At 72.4% G+C, this 25389-nt stretch carries 21 protein-coding genes; 7 read left to right on the forward strand and 14 right to left on the reverse strand.

Annotation, left to right across the window (positions count from 1 at the left end; genetic code table 11):
- Positions 1 to 6: 6 nt before the first annotated feature.
- The 3 genes from ACFUK0_RS11895 to ACFUK0_RS11905 form a co-directional block, all read right to left on the reverse strand.
- Positions 7 to 378, reverse strand: a complete 372-nt coding sequence (locus ACFUK0_RS11895) for a VOC family protein (protein ID WP_380248836.1) — start codon at positions 376 to 378, stop codon at positions 7 to 9.
- Between the two features lie 126 nt (positions 379 to 504).
- On the reverse strand, positions 505 to 1461 hold the full coding sequence (locus ACFUK0_RS11900) for an aldo/keto reductase (RefSeq protein WP_380248838.1): 957 nt from the start codon (positions 1459 to 1461) through the stop codon (positions 505 to 507).
- A 181-nt stretch (positions 1462 to 1642) separates the two neighbouring features.
- Positions 1643 to 4003: a glycosyl hydrolase family 18 protein gene (locus ACFUK0_RS11905; protein WP_380248840.1), complete on the reverse strand. Its 2361-nt coding sequence runs from the start codon at positions 4001 to 4003 to the stop codon at positions 1643 to 1645.
- Positions 4004 to 4623: 620 nt separating this feature from the next.
- Between ACFUK0_RS11905 and ACFUK0_RS11910 the strand changes: the two genes are divergently transcribed.
- Complete coding sequence (locus ACFUK0_RS11910) at positions 4624 to 6147, forward strand: carbohydrate binding domain-containing protein (RefSeq protein ID WP_380248842.1); 1524 nt, start codon at positions 4624 to 4626, stop codon at positions 6145 to 6147.
- A gap of 60 nt (positions 6148 to 6207) precedes the next feature.
- Here the strand turns inward: ACFUK0_RS11910 and ACFUK0_RS11915 are convergent, their stop codons facing one another.
- Together ACFUK0_RS11915 and ACFUK0_RS11920 are read right to left on the reverse strand one after the other, a co-directional pair.
- The gene (locus tag ACFUK0_RS11915; protein ID WP_380248899.1) at positions 6208 to 6810 is read right to left on the reverse strand and encodes a LysE family translocator; all 603 of its coding nucleotides are present in this window, start codon (positions 6808 to 6810) and stop codon (positions 6208 to 6210) included.
- A 168-nt stretch (positions 6811 to 6978) separates the two neighbouring features.
- Positions 6979 to 7977, reverse strand: a complete 999-nt coding sequence (locus ACFUK0_RS11920; RefSeq protein ID WP_380248844.1) for an NAD-dependent epimerase/dehydratase family protein — start codon at positions 7975 to 7977, stop codon at positions 6979 to 6981.
- Between the two features lie 169 nt (positions 7978 to 8146).
- On the opposite strand from ACFUK0_RS11920, the gene ACFUK0_RS11925 reads away from it, so the two are divergent.
- Positions 8147 to 8713 (forward strand): NUDIX domain-containing protein, encoded by a 567-nt coding sequence (locus ACFUK0_RS11925; protein WP_380248846.1) that lies wholly within the window; start codon positions 8147 to 8149, stop codon positions 8711 to 8713.
- 122 nt (positions 8714 to 8835) lie between these two features.
- Here ACFUK0_RS11925 and ACFUK0_RS11930 read toward each other — a convergent pair whose 3' ends face one another.
- Complete coding sequence (locus ACFUK0_RS11930; protein ID WP_380248848.1) at positions 8836 to 9228, reverse strand: transglycosylase family protein; 393 nt, start codon at positions 9226 to 9228, stop codon at positions 8836 to 8838.
- Positions 9229 to 9726: 498 nt separating this feature from the next.
- Positions 9727 to 12216 carry a Tex family protein gene (locus ACFUK0_RS11935; protein ID WP_380248850.1) on the reverse strand — a complete coding sequence of 830 codons (2490 nt, stop codon included), beginning with the start codon at positions 12214 to 12216 and terminating at the stop codon, positions 9727 to 9729.
- Positions 12217 to 12360: 144 nt separating this feature from the next.
- On the opposite strand from ACFUK0_RS11935, the gene ACFUK0_RS11940 reads away from it, so the two are divergent.
- Positions 12361 to 12765, forward strand: coding sequence for a PPOX class F420-dependent oxidoreductase (locus ACFUK0_RS11940; RefSeq protein ID WP_380248852.1), 405 nt, complete (start codon positions 12361 to 12363; stop codon positions 12763 to 12765).
- A 107-nt stretch (positions 12766 to 12872) separates the two neighbouring features.
- Here ACFUK0_RS11940 and ACFUK0_RS11945 read toward each other — a convergent pair whose 3' ends face one another.
- A complete protein-coding gene (locus ACFUK0_RS11945; protein ID WP_380248854.1) occupies positions 12873 to 13541 on the reverse strand; it encodes a hypothetical protein in 669 nt (222 codons plus the stop codon).
- Between the two features lie 284 nt (positions 13542 to 13825).
- On the opposite strand from ACFUK0_RS11945, the gene ACFUK0_RS11950 reads away from it, so the two are divergent.
- On the forward strand, positions 13826 to 14431 hold the full coding sequence (locus ACFUK0_RS11950; RefSeq protein WP_380248856.1) for a phosphoribosylanthranilate isomerase: 606 nt from the start codon (positions 13826 to 13828) through the stop codon (positions 14429 to 14431).
- Positions 14428 to 14730: a chorismate mutase gene (locus tag ACFUK0_RS11955; protein WP_380248858.1), complete on the forward strand. Its 303-nt coding sequence runs from the start codon at positions 14428 to 14430 to the stop codon at positions 14728 to 14730. Before ACFUK0_RS11950 ends, ACFUK0_RS11955 begins: the two co-directional genes overlap by 4 nt.
- 25 nt (positions 14731 to 14755) lie before the next feature.
- Here ACFUK0_RS11955 and ACFUK0_RS11960 read toward each other — a convergent pair whose 3' ends face one another.
- Entirely contained in the window at positions 14756 to 15436 is a 681-nt protein-coding gene (locus ACFUK0_RS11960; RefSeq protein WP_380248860.1) for a DUF6445 family protein, read from the reverse strand.
- A gap of 196 nt (positions 15437 to 15632) precedes the next feature.
- Here ACFUK0_RS11960 and ACFUK0_RS11965 point away from each other — a divergent pair, with 196 nt between their 5' ends.
- Positions 15633 to 15935, forward strand: a complete 303-nt coding sequence (locus tag ACFUK0_RS11965; protein WP_380248862.1) for a hypothetical protein — start codon at positions 15633 to 15635, stop codon at positions 15933 to 15935.
- A gap of 120 nt (positions 15936 to 16055) precedes the next feature.
- Here the strand turns inward: ACFUK0_RS11965 and ACFUK0_RS11970 are convergent, their stop codons facing one another.
- From ACFUK0_RS11970 to ACFUK0_RS11990, 5 genes are all read right to left on the reverse strand, one after another.
- Positions 16056 to 18794 (reverse strand): PKD domain-containing protein, encoded by a 2739-nt coding sequence (locus tag ACFUK0_RS11970; RefSeq protein ID WP_380248864.1) that lies wholly within the window; start codon positions 18792 to 18794, stop codon positions 16056 to 16058.
- 41 nt (positions 18795 to 18835) lie between these two features.
- Positions 18836 to 19321, reverse strand: coding sequence for a hypothetical protein (locus tag ACFUK0_RS11975; protein ID WP_380248866.1), 486 nt, complete (start codon positions 19319 to 19321; stop codon positions 18836 to 18838).
- Positions 19318 to 20430: a hypothetical protein gene (locus ACFUK0_RS11980; RefSeq protein ID WP_380248868.1), complete on the reverse strand. Its 1113-nt coding sequence runs from the start codon at positions 20428 to 20430 to the stop codon at positions 19318 to 19320. The genes ACFUK0_RS11975 and ACFUK0_RS11980 overlap by 4 nt, the downstream gene beginning before the upstream one ends.
- A gap of 249 nt (positions 20431 to 20679) precedes the next feature.
- The gene (locus ACFUK0_RS11985; protein WP_380248870.1) at positions 20680 to 23574 is read right to left on the reverse strand and encodes an N-acetylmuramoyl-L-alanine amidase; all 2895 of its coding nucleotides are present in this window, start codon (positions 23572 to 23574) and stop codon (positions 20680 to 20682) included.
- 196 nt (positions 23575 to 23770) lie between these two features.
- Positions 23771 to 24574 carry an SGNH/GDSL hydrolase family protein gene (locus ACFUK0_RS11990; protein ID WP_380248872.1) on the reverse strand — a complete coding sequence of 268 codons (804 nt, stop codon included), beginning with the start codon at positions 24572 to 24574 and terminating at the stop codon, positions 23771 to 23773.
- A gap of 171 nt (positions 24575 to 24745) precedes the next feature.
- On the opposite strand from ACFUK0_RS11990, the gene ACFUK0_RS11995 reads away from it, so the two are divergent.
- Positions 24746 to 25381 (forward strand): hypothetical protein, encoded by a 636-nt coding sequence (locus ACFUK0_RS11995; protein WP_380248874.1) that lies wholly within the window; start codon positions 24746 to 24748, stop codon positions 25379 to 25381.
- Positions 25382 to 25389 lie beyond the last annotated feature (8 nt).

Consider the following 25389-nt stretch of genomic DNA (forward strand, 5'->3'; position numbering starts at 1 on the left):
CGCCGGTCAGCCCAGGCAGATGCAGAACGGGTGGCCGGCCGGATCGGTCAGCACCCTTGCCCTCGCCGCCTCGTGGGGCTGGTGTTCCGGTTTGCCCGCGCCCAGCTCCAATAGCAGGGCCTCGGCCTCGTCCAGATCCGGGACGTCGAAGCAGAGATGCAGCTGCTGCGGGACGCTCTGTCCGGGCCAGCGCGGAGCCCGGTAGTCGTCGACCCGTTGGAAACCGATGAAGAGTCCGTCCGCACGGTTGAGCCCCGCGAAGTCGGCGTCCGACTTCGGGTGCGGCTCGAAGCCGGTGGCCTGCTGGTAGAACGCCGCCAACGCCGGCGGATCGGGGCAGTCGAGCGTGATCGCGGTCAACTTCATCTGCAGGGGCACGGCACCTCCGGACCGGTCGGCGAGCGGGCTTCCGCGCCGAACACTACCGGGGCGGCCGCCTGCGGTTGACCGGAACGGCGAGTACTCCGACGCCGCCGCCGACCACAACCCGGCCGCCCCGGCGGCTCAGTAGCGCTCGCCCGTCGGGGCCGGGAGGGCGTCCAGTTCGGCGAGGTCGGCGGCGTCCAGCGTGAGTTCGGCCGAAGCCGCGTTGTCGGCCAGGTACTTGGGGGTCTTGGTGCCGGGGATCGGCAGCACGAGGCGGCCCTGGGCCAGCACCCAGGCGAGGGCGACCTGGGCGGAGGTGGCGCCGAGGCGACCGGCGATCTGCGCGACCGCGTCGACGATGGCCTGGTTGGCTGCCAGGGCGTCCTGCTGGAAGCGCGGCATGGTGCGCCGGAAGTCGTCGGCCGGCAGGTCGTCGGCGGAGGTGAAGCGGCCCGCCAGGAAGCCGCGCCCGAGCGGCGAGAAGGGCAGGAAGGCGATGCCCTGCTGCTCGGTGTACGGGAGCACCTCCCCCAGTGCGTCCCTGGTCCAGAGCGAGAGTTCGGACTGCACGGAGGCGACCGGGTGGACGGCCTGGGCCCGCTTGATCTCCTCGACGCCCACCTCGGAGAGACCGATCCGCCGGGCCTTGCCCGCCGAGACCGCCTCGGCGAGGGCGCCCCAGGTCTCCTCGATCGGCACCTCGGGGTCGACCCGGTGGAGCTGGTAGAGGTCGACGTGGTCGGTGCCGAGCCGGCGCAGGCTCTCGTCGATCGAGCGCCGGACGTGCTCGGGCCGGCCGTTGCGCACGACCCGCTCGTCGCCCTGGCCGGGCACCAGGCCGACCTTGGTGGCGAGCACCGCCCGCTCGCGGTACGGGCCGGCCAGTGCGGCGCCGACCAACTCCTCGTTGCTGTAGGGGCCGTAGATGTCGGCGGTGTCGATCAGGGTGACGCCGAGGTCGAGCGCGCTGCGGATCACCCCGGTGGAGGTGGCGTCGTCGCGGCCGGACGGGTCGTAGGCCCAGGTCATCCCCATGCAGCCGAGGCCGACCACGCCGACCTCGGGGCCGCCGTTGCCGAGTGTGCTGGTACGCATCCTGCTGCTCCTTCGGTGGGCCGGGCCGGTGTGCTGCCCGGCCGGGTTCGGCTGACGTGCACCAGCCTGCCCCTTCGAGTGCACTCCAAGACAAGTTCCCGGGACGATTGCGACGCCGACGGGCCCGGCCCCGCCCGTGTGCGGGCGGAGCCGGACCCGTCGGCCCGTTGGGGGGACCGGATCAGCCCAGGCTGCTCGCGATGGCGTTCAGCAGGCTGCCGGAGTTGTCGTCGTTCTCCAGCGCGAAGGCGAACATGCCCGCCAGCCCCTTGGACTTGGCGTAGGCGCCACGGGCCTGGATGGCCTGCGGGGTGTCACCCGTCCAGAAGTTGGTGCCGTCGTAGATCCAGGAGCTCTCGGTGGTGGCGTCCCAGTGGGTGTTGGCGGCGGTCGGGGTCAGCTCGCGCCAGGCCGCGAGGCCGGCCTCCTGGCTGCCCGGCTTGGCGGGCGTGGCACCGGTCGCGCTCTGGTAGAGGCCGAAGTTGGCGCCGGCCGGCACGCCCGTCCAGCCGCGCCAGTAGAACGGGACGCCGAGCACGATCTTGTTGGCGGGGAAACCGCCCGCGATGCCGTACTCCGGGAGGCCCGTGGTGTACGCGGCGAGGGTGGTGTCCACGTTGTACTTGCGGGTGCCGGGGGTGATCGGGGTGGTCGGGTCGGCGGCGCTGTCGTGCAGCGGGTCCTGGTGGTTGGTGGGGCCGGTGGCGTCCCAGGCACCGTGCATGTCGTAGGTCATCAGGTCGGCGTAGTCCAGGTAGGCGCCGATCTTGTCGGTCTCGATGTACTGGATCTTGTCCTGGCCGCTGGGGAGTGCGGCGGTCAGCAGGAACTTCTTGCCGAGGGTGGCGCCGTAGGCGTCCAGCTGGGTGCGGAACTCCTTGAGCAGCGCGGTGAAGTTGGCCTTGTCGGCGGTCGAGTAGTGGTTGCCGGTGTGGCCGCCGGCCGAGCCGGGGTACTCCCAGTCGAGGTCGATGCCGTCGAACAGGCCGGCCGCCGCCGCGACGCCGCCGGACGGGTCGCCCGCGACGTTCTTGGGCAGGTCGCCCTTGAGGAACATGGTGATGCAGGAGGAGACGAAGGCCTTCCGCTTGGCGTCGGTGGACGCCGCGTCGGAGAAGTACTTCGAGTAGGTCCAGCCGCCGATCGAGATGGCGAGGCGGAGGTTCGGGTACTTGGCCTTCAGCTGCCGCAGCTGGTTGAAGTTGCCCTTGATGGGCTGCTCGTAGACGTCGGTGGTGCCGTCCACACTGGTCGCCGAGGTGTAGTCCATCTGGTAGTCGGCGTAGGCGTCCCCGGCGCCGTCACCCGCGTTGGGGTTGTCCTCGTGGGCCGCGTCCGAGGCCTTCACCGTCTCGAAGCAGGTGTGCGAGGTGGGGTGGATGTTGGCGAACGCGTAGTTGATGACGTCCAGCTTGGCCGCCGAGCCGGTGGTGTCGACGTTCTTCGCGAAGTACGAGGTGTCGTAGACGCCCCACTGGTCGTAGTACGCGGACCGGACGGGCGCGTTGGCGGGCGCGGCGGAGGTGGTCAGGTTCACCGGCTTGGACTGGCCGGAGGCGTGCCCGGCCGCGTCGTAGCCCTGCACGGTGAAGGTGTACGAGGTGCCCGGGATCAGCGAGCTGACCGAGACCTTGGTGCCCATCGAGGTGGCGACCAACTGCCCCTTCGAGTAGACCTTGTAGGCCGGGACGTTGTCCGTGCTGTCGGTGGACGGCTGCCAGGAGAGCACCGCCGCGTTGTGGGTGACCTGGCCGACCGTCAGGCCGGCCGGCGTGGTGACCTTGCCGTCACCGACGGGGCCGGTGGGGTCGGTCGGGTTCACGGTGGCCGTCGGGCTGGCGGTCGGGCTGGCCGACGTGGTGCCGGTCGGCGAGGCGCTGCTCGACGGACTGGCGCTGCTCGACGGGCTGGCGCTCGCGGAGGGCGAGGCACTGGCGGACGCGGAGGCGGAGGCGGACGGGCTGGCGGTGGGACTGGCGGTCGTGCCGGCCGGCCCGGTGAGGCTCAGATCGTCGGCCTTGTAGGCGCCCTGGCCGTACCAGCCGTGGGTGAAGACGGTCACCGAGGTGGTGCTCGCACCGGTGGTGAACGAGGTGCTCAGCTGGCTCCAGGCGGTCGCGGAGGGCGTCCAGACACTGGAGTTGACGCCGGTGCCGGTCGCGCCGAGGTAGACGTAGCTGCCCTGGACCCACGCCGACAGGGTGTAGGCGGTGTTCGGCTGCACGGTCACCGTCTGCTGGCACTGGCCGGTGTCGGACGCCGAGGCGCCGCCGTTCAGCGCGTACGAGCCGCTGTGCACGGGCGTGGCGACGACGGACCCGGCGGTGCAGGTCCAGCCGCTGAGCGTGCCGGTCTCCAGCCCCGGGTTGGTCAGCAGGTTCACGGTCGCGGCCGAGGCCGAACCGAAGGTGGTGGCGAGCGCCGCGCCGCCGGTGGCGAGCACGGCCGCGAGGGCCAGCGCGCCGGCCCGGCGGGTGGGGGTGGCGCGGTGCTCCGGGGTTCTGTCGGGCAGGGCGCGTTCGGGCATCGCTCGGTCGAGCATGGGGTCCTCCGGATGAGTGGGGTTTCCGGCGGTGCAGCGACCCGGGACGGATCGGCGGGGAGCCCGGGTTGGGGTGGGAGCCCTGGGTGACGGTGCTGACGGTTGACAACAGGTGATATCGGTGGGTCCTGTGATGGTGCGGTGTGCCGTTCGTGCTCCGCCGGTGGGGGGCGGGCGCAGGCACAGCACCAAAGATTGGACTGGACCAATGTTCCCCGTCAAGGGCGACCCGGAGGCCGGGCCGGGCCGCACCGGCACCGGGCATGACGGACGGTCAGCCGACGGCGCCGTTTGGGCACGGTTTGACCGGACTCCGACACGCCGACGCGCATCGATGTGACCGTACGTCAACGGACGAGGAATATTTCGCGCACGAGGCACCGGACGTCCGGGCGCCGACGGCAGCCGGGACGCAGCTCAGCAGGGCCCGGCCGCTCCCGCGACCCGGAACCTTAAACCGGGCGTAAGCGCGCAACGAGGAGCTTGACGTGCACAGTTGGTCTAGTCCACTTTTGTGGCTAGCACGGCGCACCCCCACGTTCAGGACCGTCCCCGTTCCCCTGCCGCCCGGCACCCCCCAGCGCCGGCAGCGGGGGCTCCCCGTCCCGAAAGGCACCCCCATGCCACGCGCGCACCACCGTCGGTCCGCAAGCTCCCGGCGGGCCAGGCTCATTGCTCTCGGCGCCGCCTCCGCCCTCGCCGCCGGCACCCTCGCCACACTCGCGGCCAGCGCGAACGCGGCCGACACCAACCTGCTCGCCAACGCCGGTTTCGAGACCGGCACCCTCGGTGCCTGGAGCTGTTCGGCCGGTACCGGATCCGTCGCCGGCAGCCCGGTGCACACCGGCTCGTACGCGCTGAAGGGGGCGGCGAGCAGCAGCGACACCGCCCAGTGCAGCCAGAGCGTCGCCGTACAGCCCAACACCAAGTACACGCTCAGCGCCTGGGTGCAGGGCGCCTACGTCTACCTCGGCGCGACCGGCAGCGGCGTCACCGACCCGGCGACCTGGACCCCGGGCGGCGCCACCTGGCAGCAGCTGTCGACCACGTTCACCACCGGCGCGGCCACCACCAGCGTCAGCGTCTACCTGCACGGCTGGTACGGCCAGGGTGCGTACCTCGCCGACGACGTGGTGCTCAGCGGCCCCGGCGGCACGCCGACCACCCCGCCGGCCTCGCCCTCCCCCTCGTCCTCGCCGAGCGCGAGTGCGAGCCCGACCGCGACCGCCTCGCCGACGGCCACCTCCAGCACGCCTCCGCCGAACGTCGCCGTGCCGGCCGCGCCGTACGTCGACATGGGCGCCTGGCCGACTCCCTCGCTGCCCGCGATGGCGACGGCCGGCAATCTGAAGTCCTTCACCATGGGCTTCGTGACCAGCGTCGGCTGCAAGGCCAGCTGGTTCAACGCCTACGACCCGCGTACGGGTTGGGCCAAGGACCAGATCGACGCGCTGCGCGCCAGGGGCGGCGACGTCAAGGTGTCCTTCGGCGGCGCCAGCGGCAGCGAACTCGCTGCCGCGTGCAGCACGGTGGACTCCGTGTACGCCGAGTACGAGGCCGTCGTCAACGCCTACAACCTGAAGTACATCGATTTCGACATCGAGGGCGCGGCCATCGCCGACACCGCCGCGAACAACCGCCGCGCGACGGCGCTCGCCAGGCTGCAGCAGGCGCACCCGGGGCTGAAGGTCTCCTTCACCCTGCCCGTGCTGCCGGAGGGCCTGACCGCCGAGGGGGTGGCCATCGTGAAGTCGGCCCGGGACGCGGGTGTCGACGTCAACATGGTCAACGTGATGGCGATGGACTACTACCGCACCGGCGCCGACTACGGCGACGCGGCGATCCAGGCCGCCCAGGGCACCTACAACCAGCTCAAGGTGCTGTACCCGGCCAAGAGCGACGCCCAGCTCTGGGCGGCCGTCGGGATCACGCCGATGATCGGCGAGAACGACGACCACCAGATCTACAACCAGGCGGACGCCCAGCAGCTGGTCTCCTTCGCCAAGCAGCACCACGTGGGCATGCTCGCCTTCTGGGACGCCACCCGGGATGCCAACGCCTGCACCGGCGCGCTCTACAAGTGCACCAACATCGCGCAGCAGCCGTACGAGTTCTCGAAGATTTTCGCGCAGTACACTGGCTGACGCACCGTCATGCAGTGGGCCGGTCCGCGGGCGATCCGCCGTGGGCCGGCCCGACGCGGTTCAGGGGGCGGCCACCGCCGCCTGCGAGCGGTCGGCGGCGATCCGCAGCGCGAAGGCGGCCAGCGCCGTGCCCATCAGGTAGCGGTGCACCTTCGTCCAGAGCGGGCGGCGGGCGAAGAACGTCGACACCGATCCGGCCGTCAGGACGAACACGCCGTTCACGGTCAGCCCGACGGCGATCTGGGTCAGGCCCAACAGCATGCTCTGCAGGCCGACACGGCCGCGCGCCGGGTCGACGAACTGCGGTAGCAGCGACACGTACAGGATCGCGATCTTCGGGTTCAGCAGGCAGGTGAGCAGCCCCATCGCGAACAGCCGGGCGGGAGGGTCGGCCTTCAGCTCGCGCGGCGCGAACGCCGAGTCCCCGCCGGGCCGGACGGCCTTCCAGGCCAGCCAGAGCAGGTACCCGGCACCGGCCAGCTTGACCGCCAGATAGACCTCGGGGACGAGCGCGAACACCGCGGCGATCCCGGCCGTCGCCGCGACCAGGTACGTCAGGAAGCCCGCCCCGACCCCGGCCAGCGATATCAGCCCCGCCTGCCTGCCCTGGGCCACCGAGCGGGACACCAGATAGATCATGTTCGGCCCGGGCGTCAGCACCATCCCGAACGCCACCACCGCGATGCCCGCCACCGCCCCCGCACCCACGACCACGACCGCCGCCTCCCGGTAGGGTCCGCAACCCCCCAACGGAGCTGCGGACCAGGGCCCACGGTAGCCGTAGCGCACTCCGGGCGGCGCGGCCTGTCCGCACCTCAGCCCCGGAGCGCCTCAGCCCTGGAGGAAGCGTGCCTCGACCGCCGGGTCGAGGCCGCACGGGGCGAGGTCCTCGCGGATCGGTGCGCCCTCGGCGAGGTCGCGGGAGCGCAGCTCCCGGAGCCAGGCCCAGGTGTCGGCGACGGTCTCCTCGACCGGGCGGATCCGCAGGCCCGCGGCCATCGCCCGGGACACGTCGCCCTGGTGCAGGCTGTCGTACAGCTCGCCCGGCGGCAGCCAGACCGGCAGGTCCGTCCACGGTTCGATGCCCGCGTCGACGATCCGCTGCGGGTCGCTCCAACGCAGGTCGGCGTCACTGCCGGTGGCGCGGATGCAGGCCTCCAGCAGCCCGGCCATGGTGGTGTGCCCCGGGCGGCTGACCAGGTTGTAGGCGCCGCCGAGGCCGCGCGCCGAGGCGTCCAGGGTCCAGGCCGCCAGGTCGCGGGCGTCGATGTACTGGATCGCCAGGTCGCGCGGGCCGGGTGCCAGGACGGGGCCGCCGCGGGCGATCCGGTCGAGCCACCAGGGGAGCCGTCCGACGTTCTCGCCGGGGCCGATGACGAGCCCGGCCCGGGCCAGCAGCGCCCGGTCGCCGAACGCCTGTTCCGCCGCGAGTTCGCCGCCGCGCTTGGCCCTCGGGTAGTCCACCGCCCCGTCGTCCGGCGACCCCTCGACCAGCGGGCCGTCCTCACCGGAGCCCGCCGGTGTCGGGTAGGCGTACACCGAGCGGCTGGAGACGTACGCGTAGTGCCCGGCCCGGCCGGCGAGCAGCCGGGCGCTGTCCCGTACGGCGGACGGGGCGGCCCGCCAGGTGTCGACGACGATGTCCCACTCGCCGGTGGCGAGCGCGGCCAGGCCGCCCTCGGCCGTCCGGTCACCGTGCAACGCGGCCGCGCCCTTCGGGGGTTCGTGCCGGCCGCGATGGAAGACGGTGACCTCCCAGCCCCGCGCCAGCGCGTCCTCGGTGACGGCCCGGCCCACGAATTCCGTCCCGCCCAGTACCAGAAGTCTCATACCGGGGACTCTGCCCGGCGGGCCCCGGGAGGTGAACCCCTGCACGCTCTCGGCGGAATCGCCGAGAGCGGACACGGCGGCACGGGGGGCCTCCCGCGGCGACGCGCGCGGGCGCCCGATGATCTGACTCCCCCTCACGTCGGGAGCCGCCGAGGACTACGATCATGCGATGACGGATACCACGGAAACCGCGACGGAACTCACCGACCTGGCATCCCGGTTCCCCCTGCTGCACGCGCCGCAGCACTGGGCCTGGGGCGGCTACGACGCCCAGTTCTCGGTGGAGCTGCCGCCGGACGAATTGATCACCAACATCCACGTCGTCGGCTTCTCGGGCGACCGCGTGGTGCTCTGCCGCGACGCACGCGACCACTGGTTCCTGCCGGGCGGCACCCGGGAGGCGGGCGAGAGCGTCGAGTCCTGCCTCGCCCGGGAGTTGCGCGAGGAGGCCGGCGCCCGGCTGACCGGCCCCCCGGTCTGGATCGGGGCGCACAGATGCGTGACCGACAACCCCGTCCCGTACCGGCCCTGGCAGCCGCATCCGGAGAAGGCCTGGCTGTGGGGCTGGGCCGAGGTCGACGTGGACTCGGAGCCGACCAATCCGGAGGACGGCGAGGAGGTCGTCGAGGTCCGCGCGGTCGACCCGGAGGAGGCGGGCCGCCTGCTGGTGCACGCGCGGGAGCGCTGGTGGGCCGAACTCGTCCAACTGGCCGTGGAGTCGCACGCGCGCCGCTGACCCGGCGCAGCTTCACGGGAACGCACGGCTGCGGAAGGCGGCACGGGAACGCACGACGCGCCCCGTCCCCCGGGAGGGGGCAGGGCGCGCGTCGGTGCGGTGCGGGGTGTGCCTGCCGCCTCTTACTTGGTGAGGCCGGCCTTGACGGAGCAGACCGGCCAGGCGCCGGGGCCCTGCGAGGCGAGGACCTTCTCGCCGATGGCGATCTGCTGCGCCTTGGTGGCCTGGTGGGCCTGCGGGGCGTAGGCGGTGCCGCCGAAGGCAGCCCAGGTGCTGGAGGTGAACTGCAGGCCGCCGTAGAAGCCGTTGCCGGAGTTGATGGCCCAGTTGCCGGTGCTCTCGCACTGCGCGACCTTGTCCCAGGTGGAGGCGGGGGCGGCGGAGGCGGAGTTGGCCGTAGCGAGGCCTGCCAGCGGGAGGGCCAGGACGGCGCCGCCCATCAGAGCCATCCGGACGCGGTTGCGCTTCGGGGTGGTCTTGGTGCCGGCAGCGTTGGTCTCGTTACGGAAGGTCATGTAAATCCTCTCGAACGCCCGGTGAGGGCAGTCGGAACCAGGCCCGTGCGGGCCGGTCGCTTCTCGGTGGGGTGCGGCGGCCGCTCCGGGCCGGTGGGGCGCCGGGTTGCTCGCTGCACTGGTTTCGAACTTACGGACCTCGGTGGTTTCAATCAAGCATTCGAAGGTTGTCCCAGGTCAGAGTGCCGTTACCAGGCGTATGGATCAAGAGAAATGCCCTGAATCGATAGCTTTGTCCCGATTTAAGTGATCCATCAGGCCCCCGAAGTGCCCCCGCTCACACAGAACGCCCTGTGAGCCCGCGCACATGGTCGACGGACGGTCACCGCCGGCCCACCCCGCGTCCATCCCGGCGCCCCCACCGGCACCTCCCGCAGTGGCCCCCGCCACAGCCGTCGCGCACCGCGTCCACGGCCGTACGGTCCGTACCCGTCGGGGCGCGCGAAACGGCTCCGGCCGCCACCTGGTGGAGACCGGAGCCGATCGGGACCGCTTCGCTCAGCGGCGGCCGGACCTGCCTCCGGAGGCACCCGAGCCGGAGCCGGAGCCCGAGGACGGTCCGCCGGTCAGGCCCGCGCGGCGCAGCGCGTCCGCCATCGCGCTGTTGCCCGCCGGGGCCGGGGCGGCGCCGGACCTGCCGCCGCCACCACCGCCGGAGCCGGAGGCAGCTCCGGACCCGCCCGAACCGCGGCGGTCCTGGCGGGGCGGGCGCGGGCCGCGCTCGCCGCCCCGGTCGCCCTGGTCGCCGCCGCGCTCACGACCGCCGCCACCGGAGCCGCCGGAGCCCACCTCGTCGTCCAGCCGCAGCGTGAGCCCGATCCGCTTGCGCGGCACGTCCACGACGGTGACCCGGACGCGCACGATGTCGCCGGGCTTGACCACCTCGCGCGGGTCCTTGACGAAGTTCTTCGACAGGGCGGAGACGTGCACCAGGCCGTCCTGGTGCACGCCCACGTCGACGAAGGCGCCGAACGCGGCCACGTTGGTGACCACGCCCTCCAGCACCATGCCGACCTCCAGGTCGCCGATCTTGTCGACGCCCTCCTTGAAGGTCGCCGTCCGGAAGGCGGGGCGCGGGTCGCGGCCGGGCTTGTCGAGCTCGCCGAGGATGTCGGTGACGGTGGGGACACCGAAGGTGGCGTCCGCGAAGTCGCCGGGGCGCAGCGCACGCAGCGCGGCGCTGTTGCCGATCAGCGCGGGCAGGTCGCCGCCGGTGGCGGCGAGGATGCGCCGCACCACCGGGTACGCCTCGGGGTGGACGCTGGAGGCGTCCAGCGGGTCGTCGCCGTCGGGGATGCGCAGGAAGCCGGCGCACTGCTCGAAGGCCTTCGGGCCGAGCCGGGCGACGTCCTTGAGCGCCTTGCGGGTGCGGAACGGCCCGTTGGCGTCACGGTGGGAGACGATGTTGTCGGCGAGCGTGCCGGTGATGCCCGAGACCCGGGTGAGCAGCGGGGACGAGGCGGTGTTGACGTCCACGCCGACGGCGTTGACGCAGTCCTCGACGACGGCGTCCAGCGAGCGGGAGAGCTTCACCTCGCTGAGGTCGTGCTGGTACTGGCCGACGCCGATCGACTTGGGGTCGATCTTGACGAGTTCGGCCAGCGGGTCCTGAAGGCGGCGGGCGATGGAGACGGCGCCGCGGATCGAGACGTTGAGCTCCGGCAGTTCCTGCGAGGCGTACGCGGAGGCGGAGTACACCGAGGCCCCGGCCTCGGAGACCATCGCCTTGGTGAGGCTCAGCTCCGGGTGCCGCTTGATGAGGTCCTCGGCGAGCTTGTCGGTCTCGCGGGAGGCGGTGCCGTTGCCGATCGCGACCAGGTCGACGCGGTGCTTCTTGGCCAGCGCGGCGAGGGTGGCGATCGAGGCGTCCCACTTGTTGGCGGGCTGGTGCGGGTAGATCGTGTCGTGGGCGACGACCTTGCCGGTGGCGTCGACGACGGCGACCTTGACGCCCGTCCGGAAGCCCGGGTCGAGGCCCATGGTGGCGCGGGTGCCGGCCGGGGCGGCGAGCAGCAGGTCGCGCAGGTTGGCGGCGAAGACGCGGACGGCCTCGTCCTCGGCCTCCTGGCGCAGCCGGGTGCGCTGGTCGATGCCGAGGCGCACCAGGATCCGGGTGCGCCAGGCCCAGCGGACGGTGTCGCCGAGCCACTTGTCGCCCGGGCGGCCGTGGTCGGCGATGCCGAAGCGGGCCGCGATGCGCTGCTCGTACGCGCTCTGGCCGGGGAGGTCGCCGGAGTCCTGGCCGTCCTCGGGGGAGAGTTCGAGGTCGAGGACCTCCTCCTTCTCGCCGCGCAGCATGGCGAGGATCCGGTGCGAGGGGAGCTTGGTGTAGGGCTCGGCGAAGTCGAAGTAGTCGGAGAACTTGGCACCCTCCTGCTCCTTGCCCTCGCGGACGGTGGCGACCAGGCGCCCGCGCGTCCACATCCGCTCGCGCAGGGTGCCGATCAGGTCGGCGTCCTCGGCGAAGCGCTCGACCAAGATGGCGCGGGCACCGTCCAGGGCGGCGGCCTGGTCGGCGACGGCTTCACCGAGGTATCCGGCGGCGGTGGCCTGCGGGTCGAGCCGCGGGTCGGCGAGCAGGGCGTCGGCGAGCGGCTCCAGGCCGGCTTCGCGGGCGATCTGGGCCTTGGTGCGGCGCTTGGGCTTGAACGGGAGGTAGATGTCCTCCAGCCGGGCCTTGGAGTCGGCGGCGAGGATCTGCGCGCGCAGGGTGTCGTCCAGCTTGCCCTGCGCCTCGACGGACTCCAGGACGGCGGTGCGCCGCTCCTCCAGTTCGCGCAGGTAGCGCAGCCGCTCCTCCAGCGCGCGGAGTTGGGCGTCGTCGAGCTCGCCGGTCGCCTCCTTGCGGTAACGGGCGATGAAGGGCACGGTCGAGCCGCCGTCGAGCAGGTCGACCGCGGCCTTCACCTGCCCCTCGCGGACGCCGAGTTCCTCGGCGATCTTGCGCTCTACTGCCCGCTGGGCCGCCTGTTCGACTGCCGTGCTCACGAAACCGGTCACCTTCTCCAGTGTTGCCGCATGCTGTCCCCGTACGCCCTGCATTCTGGCAGCACCCGCCGCCGGTCACGCCCGCGACATCCGGCCGCCGCCGCGGAACCTCTGCCCCCGCGCGCTCCCCGTACACTTCCGGCCATGAACGACATGCCGCGGGAGCAGCTCGAACTCATCGTCCGACTCTCCGCCGGGAGCTACCTGCTGGTGACCACGTACAAGAAGGACGGCACGGCCGTCCCCACCCCCGTCTGGGTCGTCCGCGACGGCAACGCGCTCGGCGTCTGGACGGTCGCGGACTCGTGGAAGGTCAAGCGGATCCGCAACCGCGCCGACGTGCTGGTCGGCCCGTGCGACGTACGCGGCAACCCCACCGGCGAGTCCGTCCCGGCGACCGCCGAGATCCTCGACCCGGCCCGCACCGCCGCCTACCGGACGCTGCTGCGCCGCAAGTACGGCCTGCTCGGCATGCTGACCCTGGCGGGCAGCAAGCTCCGCCGGGGCGACAAGGGCACGGTGGGGATCCGGATCACGCTCGCGGACTGACGCCCGGCGCGGCCCGGGGCCGGTCAGCGCACGAACCCCTCACCCTTTCCCGGTGGTCGTCGGCCCATCGGTGCGACCTGTCCGCCCGGACTCACCGGACGGCCCGGTCAGCACTGGGCCTCACTCCTGGCGTTCAGCTCCACACTGTCCTGCGCCGGTTCGCCGTCGCGCCGGACGGTGGCCCGGAAGGTGCCCCCCTGGTCGCGGGGAACGGTCACCTTCGAGACCGTGCGGGTCAGCCCGGCGACCTCCACCGTGAAGACGCTCGTGACTTCGAACACCTGCCCGCCGCAGGCGAGCTGCTCCACCGTCTCCCCGCTCGACAGCAGTACGGCGTTGAAGCCGTCATGGCGATGGTTGAGGGCCGCCGACAGGATGCCCCGGACGCCGGGCGAGGGAGCCGAGGAGATGTCCGACGACTGCGTGCACTGCCTCGTCAGGGCGTGGTCCCCGAGGGCCTGCGCCATGCAGATGTCGCCGGTTTCCTCTGCCTGCCAGAGCAGGTACAGCTGGTCCTCCGGCTCGTAGCCGACCGTGACGGTCCGGCCGCCGGCGGGAGCCAGCCCCACCGCTGCGGCCTGCTCCAGGGCCTCCAGCCGCGCCTGTTCCGGAAACCGCGGCGCGACCTGCCCGGTGGTGACCGCCGACGCGGCGCTCCCGGAGGGCTGCGCCGGACCCGCGTGGAGCGTGGCCGTGGATGTGCAGGCCCCCGCACCGGCCAGCAGCAGTACGAGGGAGAGCCGTGCTGCCGCGAAGCAGGTGGATCGCTTGGTCATGCTGGTCCTCTCCGGACCGGCGGAGCTGAGCCCGGTCGCCCTGGCGCACCGTCAGTGGTCCGGTGCCACTCCTCCGGACAGCCTCCGTAGGCTGCTCGGTTCCGCCTCGCGGGCAGAACGCCGTTGCCGGCGTCCTCGACGCATCGCCCCTGGGCGGCCCCCTGGACTGACGGACGGCACCCACAGCTGTCAGAGTGGGTGTCCGGCTCCTGAACCCGGGGGTTGTCGGCAATGAACCGTGGACAGCGGACAGTACAGCGGAAGACAGAGGAGGACCGGCGGGCGTGTTCGTCAAGATCTGTGGTCTGAGCACCATCCAGGACGTCGAGGCGGCGGCACGGGCCGGGGCGGACGCGGTGGGATTCGTCCTGACCGCGAGCCCCCGCCGGGTGACCACGGCGCAGGCGCGCGAGCTGGTCGAGGCGGTGCCCGCCGGAATCCTCACCGTCGCCGTGTTCAGCGACGAACCGCTCGACCAGGTCCGCCGGGACGCGCTGGCCGCCGGAGTCGGCGCGGTGCAACTGCACGGCGACCACCCGGCGCCCGCCTTCGCCGAGCTGCGTGACCTGGGCCTCGAACTGGTCCGTGCGACCACGGCGGCCGCCGCCGGCGGAGCGGACTGCGGCGACTTCGGCGAGGACCTGCTGATCCTGGACTCCCCGCTGCCCGGCTCGGGGCAGAGCTGGGACTGGTCCGAACTCGGCGAGGCCCCGCCCGCCGGCCGGTGGATGCTGGCCGGCGGCCTGGCCCCCGGCAACGTCGCCGCTGCCGTCGCGGCGGCCCGCCCGTGGGGCGTGGACGTCTCCAGCGGCGTGGAGGTCCGGCGCGGGGCGAAGAGCCCCGAGCTCATCGAGGAGTTCGTCCGGCTGGCCAAGGCCGCCACCCCGTGAGCGGCAGCACGGCCCCGGACCTCGCCGGACTGCGCCTGCGCATCGACGCGCTCGACGCCCGGATCGTCGCCCTCCTCGCCGAACGGCTGGCCGTGGTGCACGAGGTGGCCGCCCACAAGAGCGACGAGGCGGCGGTCCGCGCCCCCGACCGGGTCCAGCAGGTGATCGACCGCGTCCGCGCGCACGCCGACCGGCACGACATCCCCGCCGACCTCGTCGAAGGCCTCTACCGGCTCCTGATCGAGGAGTTGACCACCCTGGAGCTGGACCGGCTGAACACCCTCCGGGGGGCCGGGTGACGTACGGCGGCTGCCGTCGCCCGGGTCAGGCCATCCAGAAGAAGACCGCCGTCATGCGCTTCTCCGCCAGGGTGCTGCCCCAGTAGCCGGTGGCGCTGTGGATGAGGTTGGAGGTGTAGAGGAGCAGCCGGTTGTACCGGTGCGGCACCCGTACGTCCTCGGTGAAGTGGTCCGGCGGCACGAAGCGGGTGCCGAGGGCCTCCACCAGGTTGTTGTGCGGGGCCGTGACGGTGTTGCCGCCGAGGCGTCCGCCGGGAAAGCTCTGGCGGTAGAAGCTGGTGCCGGCCTCCTTGGGCACGTCCGGGTTCAGGTAGAGCACGGCGGCGTAGCGGCACAGTGCGCGTGAGTCGGTGTGCGGGCGGGGCTCGCACTCGTCCTTGCCGACGACCTGGACGCAGTTGTGGTTGAGGGTGGCGCCGCCCGGTGCCGTTTCGGCCCAGATGCTGCGGGTGCCGGTAGCCTTCAGGACGGCCCGCTCCACCTGGGCCAGTTCCCGGGGTTCGAGTCCGGGCATGGTGCGCAGGCCGGGCCAGCTCTCGGGTTTGTGCGGGTATCCCTCGTCCCAGTCCTCCTTGGCGAGGTTCCGGGCGCGGACGGCGTCGATGTTCGGCAGGACGTCGTCGAGGAGCCAGTAGTCCCTGCCGAGCGTGGGTTTGCGGTAGGGCAGGACCGGGAGTGCGGTGGGCCTCGTGGGTTGGGAGGACATGCGGCCGACCATAGTGTCGGCGTCCGGCGGCCCTCTCCCGCGTTTTGGTCAATGTTCTGTCAAAACAGTGCCGCGCCCTGGCCTGCCCCGTGGGCCCGCCGGGCTGTGTGGAGAGCAACCGGGGTCTCAAGTCCCGTGTCCCAGAGGTGCACTAACATCTGATCACTTAGAATGACGATCATGGGGGAAATGTTCCGTGCTTCTCAAGAACCTCCCGCTGAGGACGGCCTCGTCCGTCCTCACCGCCCTCGCCGCCACCACCGCCCTCCCTCTCCCGGCCGCCCACGCGGCTGAGGGCTCCCCCGTCGGCCGGAGCGACACGGCCGCCGCCGGCGTCACCACCACCCCGGCCGCCGGGCCCGGCCCCGCCCTGGCCGACACCGGGGCGGACGGCTCCGCGCGCGTCCTGGTCGGCGCCTCCGTCGTCCTCATGACGGCCGGCGCCTCCCTGCTGGTCATCCGCCGCCACCGCGCCGCCGGGCGCCGCGCGGGCGGGTGAACTGCGCGGACCGCCTTCCCCCCACCGGCGAATTGGGGGACGCACACCGCAGGACGCACCGGGGCCGGAGTCGTCCGCCCGGGTGGCGTACGACTCCGGCCCCTGACGGAACCGGCCGGGTCAGCCGGTGGTGCCCGCCGCCGCGACGAGGGTGACGGGCGTGGTGGCGCCCGCGACGCCGGGCTGGTTGATGTCCGCCCAGGTGGTCCAGTAGCCCCTGCCGTAGTCGCCGGTGGCGACGTGGACGTGGCCGCCGGAGACGCCGAACAACCGCATGTTGTTGCCGGTGGTGGCGGCCGCGATCTGGGTGACGGAGCCGCCGAGACCGGCGGCTGCGGAGATGTCGCCCCAGTTGGTCCAGTAGCCCGCCGCGTAGTCACCGGTGATCTCGTGGACGTTGCCGCCGGCCAGCGCGACGACGTGGAACTGGTTGCCGATACCTACGCCGGCGAGCTGGGTGATCTGGGCCGGTCCACCGCGCCACAGCGTGACGTCGCCAGAACTCCAGGTGCCGCGGTCGTAGTTGCCGTCGGCGACCCGGACGTGTCCGTCGGCGCCCAGCGCTGCCACGTGCAGGCTGTTGCCGGTGCCGGCGGCGGCGATCCGGGTGGTGCCGGCCGGGATTCCGCTGACCGCGGTGATGTCCCCCCAGGCGCTCCAGGCGGCCCAGTAGTTGGTCTGCGGGTTGGAGGACTCGTAGACCCGGCCGCCGGCGAGGGCGACCACGTGCGTCTTGCCGTTGATCCGGGCGGCGGCGATCTGGGTCAGGCCGGGGAGGTGGGCGGCGCCCGATGTGACGGCGAACTCGCGCCACCCCGTCCAGTCCCCGGGAGCGGTGCTCGCCATGCCGCCGAGCCGGTAGGGGCCGAGGTTGCGGTCGGTGGTGTAGATCTTCCCGTCGGCCGCCACGAAGCCCCGCAGCCACTGGTCGTCGCCGGTGACGGTGGCGAGGCTGCCGACCTGGGCGCCCGACGGAAGTGCCCCGTACATGTTCGACAGGCCGCTGACCTTGGCCCACAGGCCGCGCGTGTAGTTGGCGCCCGTGCTGAACAGCCCGTCCGCGTTCTGCCCGAGGAGCTGCACGCGTTCGCCCGGCAGCACCACCTGGTGCTCGGTGTCGAAGGCCACCTGGACCTGCTTGGTGACGGTGACGGTGTGGCCTGCGTCGTCGGTCACCACCAGCGTGACGGTGCGGGAGCCGGGGAGGCTGTACTGGTGGTACCACTGTCCGTTGCCCCACAGACCGTCGATGAAGCCCTCACCGTCACCGAAGTCCACCCGATGCGTCGTGATGACCCAGGGCGAACTGTAGGTCGCATTGAGGACGACCTGGCCATTACCGGTCTGCGTGGTGGTGAAGTCCGCGGCGAGCGTGCCCGGCGCAGTGACGGCGGCCTCTCGCGCGGCGCTGGTGATTTTCGCGCCGTTCGCGTCGGTGACCGTCACGGTCGCCTGGTAGGAACCGACGACCTGATAGGTGTGGACGGCCTCGGGTGAGCCGGTGACCACAGGATCGCTGCCGTCACCGAAGTCGAAGCTGTAGCCGACGAGCGGGACGTGCCACTCCTGCGGCGCGCTGGCCGAGGCCTTGACGGTCAGCGGCGCCGGGCCCGTCGAATACGACGTCGCGGTGCCGTCGAGCGAGAGGTCGGCATACCGCAGGCCGGTGCGCTCGTACGCGCCCCGGTCCCGCACACCGCCGCCCGGCGCGGTGTTGGCGATGGTCGGATGGTCGACCGGGACCGACCCGAAGAAGTCCGTGCCCACACTCGGGACGGTCGGGTCGGCCGAGTCGATCGCCGCGGCGTCGACGTCCGCCAGCAGGTCGAACGGAGCGTCCAGGTTCTGGTTCAGGGTGACGTTCAGGTCGGTGTCGTGCCCGGCCTGGCCGGTGGCGGCCTCGAAGGCCGCCGCGGTCGCGTAGGCGGTGCCGGCCCAGCGGTACCCCGCGGCGTCCGGCCACGGGTGGACGGTGTTGTAGTCCACCGCGGTGCCGGTGACGGAGTCGGCCGACACCGAGATCTCCGCCTCACCCCGGCGTGCTGTCGTGCACTTGGGCGGATCGTAGTACGTCCGGTCCGGGTTGTCGGCGGTGATGACGTTGTTCTTGACCGTCGCGCCGGCCGAGGCGCCGTCGATGAGCACGCTCTCCATGCAGGAGTACGCGATGGTGTTCTGGGAGACGACGAGTCCGGGGCTGTCCTTGGCGGTGACCGCCGAGGTCCTGGTCCGGTTGAAGTCGTTGGTGGTGACCAGGTTGTCGTGGGTGCCCGGGTCGAGCGACACTCCGATTCCCCAGTGGATGAGGTTCCGGCTGACCGTGACGTGGTCGCTGGTCCCCGATATCCGGATGTCGGCGGTGCCGAGGGAGTTCTCGAACCTGTTCTGGTCGACGGTGATCCGTGAGGAGTCGTTGATGACGAAGGCGTCCCGCTTGCCCGCGTGGTGGAAGCCCCGGATCACCACGTCGTGGACACCCGACAGCACGAAGCTGCCGGTCGTTCCGGCAGTGGAGCGCAACGTCGGCTGGGAACCCCAGTTGTAGAGCACGGGAGCGCCCAGGAAGGTGATGGGCTGTTCCGGCGTACCCGAACGGGTCAGCCGGACCACGTCGTCGACGTACCCCTTGTCAGTGGCGAGGACCTTGACCGTCTGGCCCGCCAACACGTCCTCGGCTGCGGCCGATACGGTGCAGTAGGGCGTGTCGGCGGTGCCGGTACCGCTGTCGGAACAGTGCGAGTCGTCGGCATTGCTGACGATGAGAACGGTGGCGGCCGGTGCCGCGAGTGCCGGGGCCGGTAGCCCGAGGACAGCAGTGGCGAACACCGCTGTCAGACCGACGGATAGACGCAGACGCACGGTGAGAAGCGCTCCCTGGGAGAATCGTGATGACCAGCGGATCAGCTTCCCATCGGACCGGCCCCACCGTCGAACGGGTTCTCCCGACGGAACCCGCAGGCCCCGGGCGGACCGTGGCCGGTCGGTGGCAGCTCCGGGAGCTGAGCCGCGGTGTGTGCGCCCCAGAGCAGGCCGACCTCGCGCACGGTCACCCGATGTCCCTCCGGCCCGGGCCAACCGCAGCCGTACAGCCGACGCAGGTCCTCGGCCGAGGGTGTCTTCCGGTGCTGTCGCTTCTCCGCACGACGGCGGGTGGCGAAGGCGTCGAGTCCGGCGATCCAGGCGGCGCGGCTGAGCTCCAGCATGTCCAGGGCCCGCAGCAGGGCTGCTCCGTCGGCCCGCAGGTCGCCGGCCGTCTCCAGATACGACCAGGTCGCGTCGAACCCGATGGGGCAGTACTCGCCGACCGCGCATCTCAGCGCGCTGTAGCGCCTCCCGTGGGGGAGATCGCGGTCGCGGACCCGCCCGGCCTGGGACGAGAAGCTCACGGTGCCTGCCGGCCCAAGGGCGACTGCACCTCGCGGAGTGCGTCGAGCAGTTCGCCCAGCGCCTCGGGAAGGCGCGCTCTGGTCTCGTCCGCCGGCCGGTCGGCAGCAACGGGGACGGGTCCCCACCACCAGTTCGCGGAGGGCGGGGCCGGGGTGAACTCCAGCTCCGGGAAGTCGGATCCGACCCAGATCCGGCGGGCGGCCTCGGCGTACGCCCGGTACACCGCCGGCTTGTCCTCCTGGGGCACGTCCGGGCTCCAGATGCCGAAGGTGAGCGGCGTGGGCAGCTCGGGCGACCACTGCTCGGGCTCGAAACCGGCGAAGACCTGCACCGTGGGGCTGACGGTGTAGCGGGCACGGAAGTACACGCCGTTCTTGTCCACCCAGTCGGACGGGCCCTTCTTCGTCACCCGGGCGTCCTTGTGGAGTCCGTCGAACAGCAGTTGCGCCGTCGTCACGGCCTTACGGAAGGTGGCCCGGGTGACGCCCTCCTCCAGTTCGGCGCGCGTCCACTCCACCAGTTCCCGTTCCAACCGGTTCACCAGGCCCTCCAGTTGCTCCACTTCGAATTCCAGCCGCCCGATCTCCCCGCCCGCCGTCTCACGGACCCGCCGCAGGAGTTCGGGCCAGGACGCCACCACCAGGTGCCGCAGCCCGGCCGTGGTCATCACGTGCAAGCCGGTGCCGTCCGGCGTGAACTCGTCGTAGCCCAGGCCCTCGGCCCGCACCCGGGCGGCCAGCTCCTCGCAGAGCGCCTCGATCCGGGGCCCCGGGCAGAGGAACAGCACCACCCCGCCCTCCGCCACACCCCGGAGGTAGCCGCAGGGCTGCGCGTCGGTCAGCTTCGCCCAGAACTTGCCCTCCACCACCACCCACCGCCGCCCGCCGTACTCCCCGACGATGTCGGGTATCCCCTCGGCCGCCGCGTCCCGCCCCTCCGGCCGGTACACGACCCGGTCGCGATCGGCGGGCGGAACGGCGGACATCGCTCCCAGCACCTGCCGCACGGGCGCGTATTCGCGGGCCAGGTAGGACAGCCCCCAGGTCGCCACCTGCTCCCGGCGCGTGACGAACTGGTCGACGAGGTGCACGAGCAGGCCTTCCGGCACTGATCCCCCTGGGTGCGCGGTGTCCGATGCCGAGCGACTCTACATGACCTTGGTGACCGCCGAACCAGGCGTACGCACGGGGATCCCGGCCCGGCCGCCACCCGCGCCCGGGCCGGGCGGGCGGCCGCCCCGGACCACGGCCCAGGCGCCCTACGGGGGTGCCGACGGCGAGCTGCGGAGCCGTCCGAACGCAGCGCTGCCCCGGACGGGCACTCGTCCGGGGCAGCGCTGCGTACGGGGCGGGGGCGGTCAGCTGCCGGCCACCGCCACGGTGTTCGCCGGGCTGATCGGGCCGGCCGCGCCGGTGGCCTCGGTGTCCATCCAGGCCGACCAGCGGCCGGCCGAGAAGTCGCCGTTGGCGTTGAGGACCCGCCCGCCGGACACGCCGAACAGCCGCAGGTTGCTGCCGGTGTAGGTGGCGGCGAGCGCGGTCAGCGGGGCGCTCTGCCCGGTGGCGCCGGAGACGTCGCCCCAGCCGCTCCAGGCTCCGGCCGCGTAGTCGGCGGTGGCCTGCTTGACCCTGCCGTCCACCAGGGCCACCAGGTGCTGCTTGGTGCCGACCGAGACGGTGGCGAGGCCGGTGACCGTACCGGTCAGCGGGCCGACCGCCGCGGTGACGTCGCCGTAGCTCCAGGTGCCCCGGCTGTAGTCGGCGTCGGCGACGTGGATCCGGCCGTCGGAGCCGAGGCCGTCGATGTGCAGCACGTTGCCGGTGGCTGCCGCCGCGACCTTGCTCAGCGCGCCGGTGGGCAGGCCGAGCGCGCCGGAGACGTCGCCCCACGGGTACCAGCGGCCCGCGCCGTAGTCGGCGGTCGCCTCCAGGAGCCGGCCGCCGGACACCGCGACCACGTGCATCCTGGTGCCGGTGGCGGCGACGCTCACCTCGGTGACGGGTGCCGGCGGCGTACCGGCCAGGCCCGCACCCTGAAGGTCGGTCCAGGGAGTCCACTCACCGGTGTACAGGTTTCGGTCGGCCGTGAAGACGTGCCCGGCCGCGACCGTCACCGCGTGCAGCTGGCTGCCCATGTACAGCAGGGCGAAGGTCTGGTTCGCATCCGCCGTCGGGCCGGCCGCCGGTATCGCGTGGTACGTCTCCCAGACGCCGCGCGTGTAGTTGGCGCCCGCGTTGAACGAGCCGGTGGTGGTCTTCGCCAGCAGCTGCACCCGCTCACCGCCGGCCAGCACGTCGGTCTGGGCCGGCACCAGCTCGACGTCGGCGGCCGAGACGAAGGCCAGCCGGTGGTTGTACCGGATCGGGTAGTACGTCACGCCGCCGGTGACCAGGGTGCGGTCGTGCGCGGCGCTGCCGTCGACGGTCGGGGCGTAGTAGAAGTCGCCGGCGACCGGGGTGGTACTGGCCGGGACGTACGACTGGCCGGCCGGCAGGGTGGCGGTGAGCGCCACGATGTTCGGATCCGGCGCCGGGACGCCGGCCGCCGTGTAGGCGCCGTACTCCGGGTAGGAGCGGCCGTAGACCGCGACGCTGCTCAGGCCGGCCTTCGGGGTGAGCACGTACTGGCCCTGCCGGTTGTCGGCCGCGGCGATGGTGCCGTCGTTCCAGAACCAGGCCTTCTGGCCGTTGTACCAGATGGCCGTCCACTGGCCCTGGATGCCCGCGACCACATAACTGCCGCCGGCCACGGCCTTGTCGCTCCAGTCGGAGGCGTTCTGGGTGCCGCTGCCGATCAGCGGGCCGCCGGGGGAGCTGTAGAGGTAGACGAAGTTCGCCGGCTGGGCCGGGACGTTGTTGACGACCGGACGGTAGGCGTTGGAGAACGGCGGGTTGATGGTCACCCGGCCGCCGACCACGTAGCCCTGGTCCGGCGAGACGTGCCCGCCGACCAGGTCCATGTAGTGGTTCCAGTCCCAGAACGTGCCCGGGTCCCAGTGCATGCCGCTCACCGAGCTCTGGATCGGGCCCGGCACCTCGTCGTGGCCGATGATGTGCTGGCGGTCCAGCGGGACCCCGAACCGGTCGGCCAGGTAGCGGGTGAGGGTCGCCGACGACTGGTACAGCTGCTCCGAGTACCAGCCGGCCCCACTCAGCGCGTAGCCCTCGTGCTCGATGCCCACGCTGTGCATGTTGAGGGTCTTGTTGCCGGCGTGCCAGGCGACGTTCTTGTCCGCCACCATCTGCGTGACGTGGCCGTCGCTGGAGCGCAGCAGGTAGTGCGCGCTCGCCAGGGTGGCCGGGTTCTGGAAGGTCGCCACCGAGCCCGCGTAGCCGCCCTCGGTGTCGTGGATGACGATGTAGTCGATGTCCGCGCCGGTGCGGGCGGCCATCGAGTAGTTGCCGAAGTCGTTCACGTCGGCGCTGTTCTGCGCGTACGCGGCCGGCTGGAAGTCGCAGCCCAGGGTGCTCGGGCATTCGATCGGGTCGGTCGCCGCAGCGGTGAGCGCGCTCCGCGTGACACCCCGCGAGGCGGGCTGGCGCTCCACCCCCCGGTCCACAGCGGGGCTGTGCGCGGCGGCGGCCGGGTCGGCCGCGAGGGTCACCTGCTGGCCCTCGGAGGTGACCCGGGCCGCGCCGACCTTGAGGGTGCCGAACACCCGGTCGGCGAACTCCCGCCCCTCGGAGGCCTCCTGGCCCCCGGTACCGCCGTTGCTGAAGCCGACCACCGCGCCGTACCAGGCGGCCGGGTCGGCGGACAGCCGGCCCTCGGCCTTGCGCTGCTGGCTGGCGAGCAGCGCGGCCGCGCCCCGGATGCTCTGCAGGCTGTCCTCGCGCAGCTCCGCCGCCGGACGGCCGATCAGGGCGGCCGCCGCGTCCAGGGTGTGCAGCGCGGGGCTGTCCACCGGCGCCGCCGGGACAGGCTTCGGCCTGGCCTTCGCGGCGGGCTCGCCGTCTCCGCGCAGGTCGGCCTCCGGCTCGGAGGCGGCCTGGAGCGCGGCGACCGCCGCCAGGTCGACCTGGGTGAGGCCCATGACGTTGTAGTTGCCGGTGGTGCTCGGCCGGCCCTGGTGCGACTCCCAGCGGGTCTCCTGGTAGGAGACGGCCAGCAGGAGGCCGACGGGGACCTTGAACTCCTTCGCCGCGGCGGCGAACTGCGCCTGCAGCCCCGGCGGAGCCGCCTGCGCCGGCGCTGCCGCCGCGATCGTCCCGCCCCCCACGGCGAGGCCCAGCACGGCCGCCGAGGCCGTCATGGCGGCCGCCGCGCGGAGCGGCGACCGCAGGTTCGTCCTACGAGTCCGATGAGTCAACGAGTCCCCCGAGCTTCCCTGTTCGACCGGATCACATCTCGATGGGGAACGTACCAAAGGCGGGTGACGGACCTTCACCCGGGCCGAGCCGGTCCGTGGACCGACGACCGGGCGGCTCCACCCCGCGCGGGCGCCGCGCTCACCCCTCGTACGGCGCCAGGTCCGCCCGCTTCGGGGCGCGGCCGTCGCCGGAGGAGCGGCCGGTGAGGCGGCGGACGATCCACGGGCCGAGGTGGTTGCCGAGCCAGCGCAGGTCGGAGCGGAGCTTCTCGGCGCGGCCGCGCGGCGGGGCGGGCGGCAGCGGGGCGCGCCAGTCGAAGGCGGCGGGGCGGCCGAGGGCCTCCAGGACGGCCTCGGCGACGCGGCGGTGGCCCTCGGGCGAGAGGTGCAGGCGGTCCTCGGCCCAGAGCCGACGGTCGTCGAAACAGGGGGCGGAGAAGAGGTCGACCACGGCGACTCTCGGGTCCGCGCCGAGGCCCTCCACGAAGGCCTTCATCCGCAGGACGGCGGGGAGCAGCCGGGCGCTGCCGGCCATCCGGCGGGTCGGGTCGGTGCTGGTGAACAGCACGACGGTGGCGCCGGCGGCGAGCAGCGCGGCGGCGGACCGGCCGAGCTGCTCCTCCACCCACGCGATGTCGCAGCCCGGCCGCAGGACGTCGTTGAGGCCGCCGGCCAGGGTGACGAGTTCGCTCTGCATGGCGGCGGCGCCGGGCACCTGTTCGTCGTGGATCTGGCCGATGAGCTTGCCCCGGACGGCGAGGTTGGCGTACCGGAACGGGCTCTGCGGCTGTTCGGCGGCCAGCCGGGCGGCGACGCGGTCGGCCCAGCCCCGGTAGTGGCCGTCGGGGAGCAGGTCGTCGCACATGCCTTCGGTGAAGGAGTCGCCGACGGCGACGTAGCTGGCGTACCTGCGGTTCACGGTGGAAGTGGCTGTGTTCTCCATGGCGCGACGATCGTACGCGTACCCGGCCGGTGGCGGCCGACCGCCCCTACTTGTCGGTAGGGCCCCGCGGCGGCTCTCCGGGCCGCGGATGCGGTCCCGGACGGCGGGCAGGCGGCATGGCGGGCGCCCGGCGCGGGTAGACCCGGTACGGCCTGCCATGGGGGGGGATCGTTGGACTACATCTGCTATCTGTCGCGGTCGAAGATCGACAGTCTCTACCTGCAGCTCCATCCGGACGGGCTCGACGAGGTGACCGAGCAGGTGGTCGACGAGAGGTCGCGGACCGCGGACCTCCAGGCCGGCCTGTCGCTCGGGCAGATCGTCAGCCTGTTCAAGGGCGGCATCACGTACGGCAGAAGGAACGTCATCCAGCGCGAGCGCAAGGTGAAGACCGCCTATGTGGAGAAACTCGCGGACGTGTTGATCAACATCGCCGTCGACCACGGGGACGTTCCCGACATCGGGGCGGCGCCCGCCTCCGGGCCACCGGGTTCCGTCTACTACTTCCACCGGGGGTCCTTCCGGGTCGAGACCCCCGTGTCGGCCCCCACGGTCGAGGACGTCGTGACGCTCCGCTCCCCGGTCGGCGACCGGACCCTCTATCTGGACTGCTCTCTCCGGTACTTCAGCGAAGGGCCGGAGCCGGACGGCAGGTTCCTGCTGCACTCGGGCAACCACCGGTTCTTCACCGGCGACCTGTCCCTCACCCTGCAGGGTGTCTTCGTACTGTTCCAGGCCGAGAACCGGAAGATCTTCGGTACGCCGCTCTACCTTCAGCTCTCCGCAGCCGGCGGAAGCGCGTTGTAGTCGGAGGC

Origin of the sequence: Kitasatospora sp. NPDC057223, from assembly GCF_042669755.1 — a bacterium.
Classification (GTDB): domain Bacteria; phylum Actinomycetota; class Actinomycetes; order Streptomycetales; family Streptomycetaceae; genus Kitasatospora.